Origin of the sequence: Amycolatopsis rhizosphaerae (genome assembly GCF_007713715.1) — a bacterium.
Lineage (GTDB): Bacteria > Actinomycetota > Actinomycetes > Mycobacteriales > Pseudonocardiaceae > Amycolatopsis_E > Amycolatopsis_E rhizosphaerae.
The window spans coordinates 1-2154 of sequence record NZ_VJWX01000755.1; the positions used below are offsets into that span (position 1 = coordinate 1).

Annotated in this window: 2 protein-coding genes and 1 pseudogene; 1 reads left to right on the plus strand and 2 read right to left on the minus strand. The window is 74.3% G+C overall.

The window, feature by feature from the left end; all coding sequences use genetic code 11:
* Positions 1-548, plus strand: a pseudogene (locus FNH05_RS38625) (P-loop NTPase fold protein); the annotation flags it as partial.
* On the opposite strand, the gene FNH05_RS36430 reads toward FNH05_RS38625, so the two are convergent.
* Both FNH05_RS36430 and FNH05_RS36435 read right to left on the minus strand, forming a co-directional pair.
* Complete coding sequence (locus FNH05_RS36430) at positions 535-1320, minus strand: enoyl-CoA hydratase/isomerase family protein (RefSeq protein WP_144593381.1); 786 nt, start codon at positions 1318-1320, stop codon at positions 535-537. The pseudogene FNH05_RS38625 and the gene FNH05_RS36430 overlap by 14 nt on opposite strands.
* Positions 1321-1330: 10 nt before the next feature.
* On the minus strand, positions 1331-2154 hold an 824-nt coding region (locus tag FNH05_RS36435), incomplete at its 5' end, for an ATP dependent DNA ligase (protein WP_144593382.1).

Below are 2154 nucleotides of genomic sequence, written 5' to 3' on the forward strand. Positions count from 1 at the left end.
TTCCGGTTCAGTTCTGCGCGCTGTGCCACTGCCTGTCCGGCGGTCTGCCCCGCGATCTGGCCCGGTACACCGTCGCCCTGCTCGACGTGGCCCGCGATTTCGCCCGGCCCACCCTGGGCCCGGTCACCAGTGCCCTGCTGTGGCAGGACCTGGCGCGCAAGGCCCACGCCTTCCGCGGCGCCGCCGCCACTCTCGAGAGCTCTCGCGCCCGCTCGGCTTTCGTGGCCCGGATCATCGCGATCCCGTCCCTGTCCGGAATGGACGAGCTCGCCGCCCTCGCGGCCGAGCTGATCTCCGGTGAGGTGGCGGACCCGGCGCTGGACGCCCTGCGCCACCAGGTGGCGAGCTATCTGTTGTTCTGCGCCACGGTCGGGCAGGTGTTCACCGACGAACTGACCCGGGACGGGCTCGACGGCGTGCCGGGCGGCGAGGTTTCCGTGCTCGCCCTGGCCCGCGGTCAGCTCGCCGCCGATCCCCGCGTGTCGTGGGAACTGCTGGAGAAGTTCCGGGTGGCGCGGGGTCTCGGCCCCGGTTTCAGCGGCCGGTGAACACCGGCTTCTCCTTGGCGAGGAAGGCATCGACGGCGTTGCGGTGGTCCTCGCTGCCGCCGAGTCGCGTCTGCGCCTCACCCTCGCGGCGCAGGACGTCCTCCAGCGGGAACGCCGCCGCCAGCGCCCGCTTCGCCTCGGCGTAGGCCAGCGTCGGCCCGGCGGCCAGCGCCGCGGCGAGACCGGCAGCGGTCGCGGCCACCTCCGCGGCGGGCACGACGCGCCCCGCGATGCCCCATTCCGCGGCCTGCGCGGCCGTGAACGGCGAGCCGAGCAGGATCAGTTCGGCCGCCCGCGCCGTGCCCACGGCTCTCGCGAGCGTTGCCGACAGCCCCGAGTCGCAGGTCAGCCCGATGCCGGTGAACGCCGTGCCGAAGCGGGCCGTCTCCGCGGTCACCCGGACGTCGCAGGCGAGCGCGAAGCCCAGCCCCGCGCCGACGCAGGTGCCGTTGATCGCCGCGATGACCGGTTTGGGCATGGTCGCCAGCGTGGTGACGATGGGGTTGTAGTGCTCGTCGATGGTGGCGAAGGCGGCCGCCGGTCCGGCGCGCAGCGCCTCGACGTGTTCGGCCAGGTCCTGCCCGACACAGAAGGCCTTGCCGGTTCCGGTGAGGACCACCGCCCGCACGCCCTCGTCGCGCGCCACTTCCGACAGCGCCTCGCGCAGCGCCACCTTGACCGCGGTGGTGAGCGCCGGGCGGGGCAGCGTCACCGTGGCGACCGCGTCCTGGCGGGCCAGGAGAACCTCGTCGTTCCTGCTTTCGTCAGCCATGGCGGCCAGGCTAGCGCACTTCCTGAACGTTCGGTAGGTTATCCAGCTGCAGCCGCAGCGACCCGCGCCACACCGGATCGTGCGGGTCGATGTCGGTGCGGAGGCCGCGCCACGAAGGCCGTTCGAGGCGGCCGCCCGCGCCGATCGCCCGGTAGCCGACCTCCGCCACCACGGTCGGGCGCACCCACCGGGCGGACCGGCTCTCCCCCGCCGGAAGCGGCGTGCCGAACGGGCACTCGTCCCGCGCGAGGTCTCGGAGGACGGTCCGGACGGCCCGGCGGGAGGCCTGGGTGAACCCCGTGCTGACCCGTCCTATGTAGACCAGCCGCCGGTCCTGGTCGTACACGCCGAGCAGCACCGAGCCGAGCCGGTCCTCTCCGCCGCCGCGCTCGGGAAGCCAGCCGCCGATGACGGCTTCACAACCGCGCAGGAGCACCAGCTCGATCCAGTCCTCCGACTCCCGGCCCAGCCGGTACGGGGAGGCGAGCCGCTTGCCGACGATGCCCTCGACGCCATGGTCCCTGGCCAGCTGCGCCAGCTGCGTCGCGGACAGGTCCCGGTAGCTGGGCGGCACCTCCATCCCCGGCAGCCGGTCGAGCGCGAGGCTGGCCAGCAGTTTCCGCCGCAACAGGTACGACTCGCCGGTGAGGTCCTGCCCGTCGAGGCACAGGATGTCGAAGGCCCGGTACGACACCGGCGCCCGGCCCCGGCCCGCCGGGCCGGCGATCACCCCGTCGAGCACCATCCGCCGTCCGCCCAGCGGGCGCGCCATCGCGGCGAGGGCGGGCCGGGCCGCGGCGACCGGCCGCCCACCGGGGCCCAGCAGGGTCACTC

Excerpts from the sequence above, each read along its gene's own strand:
- FNH05_RS36430 (WP_144593381.1), bottom strand. The coding sequence starts at position 1,320 with ATGGCTGACGAAAGCAGGAACGACGAGGTTCTCCTGGCCCGCCAGGAC.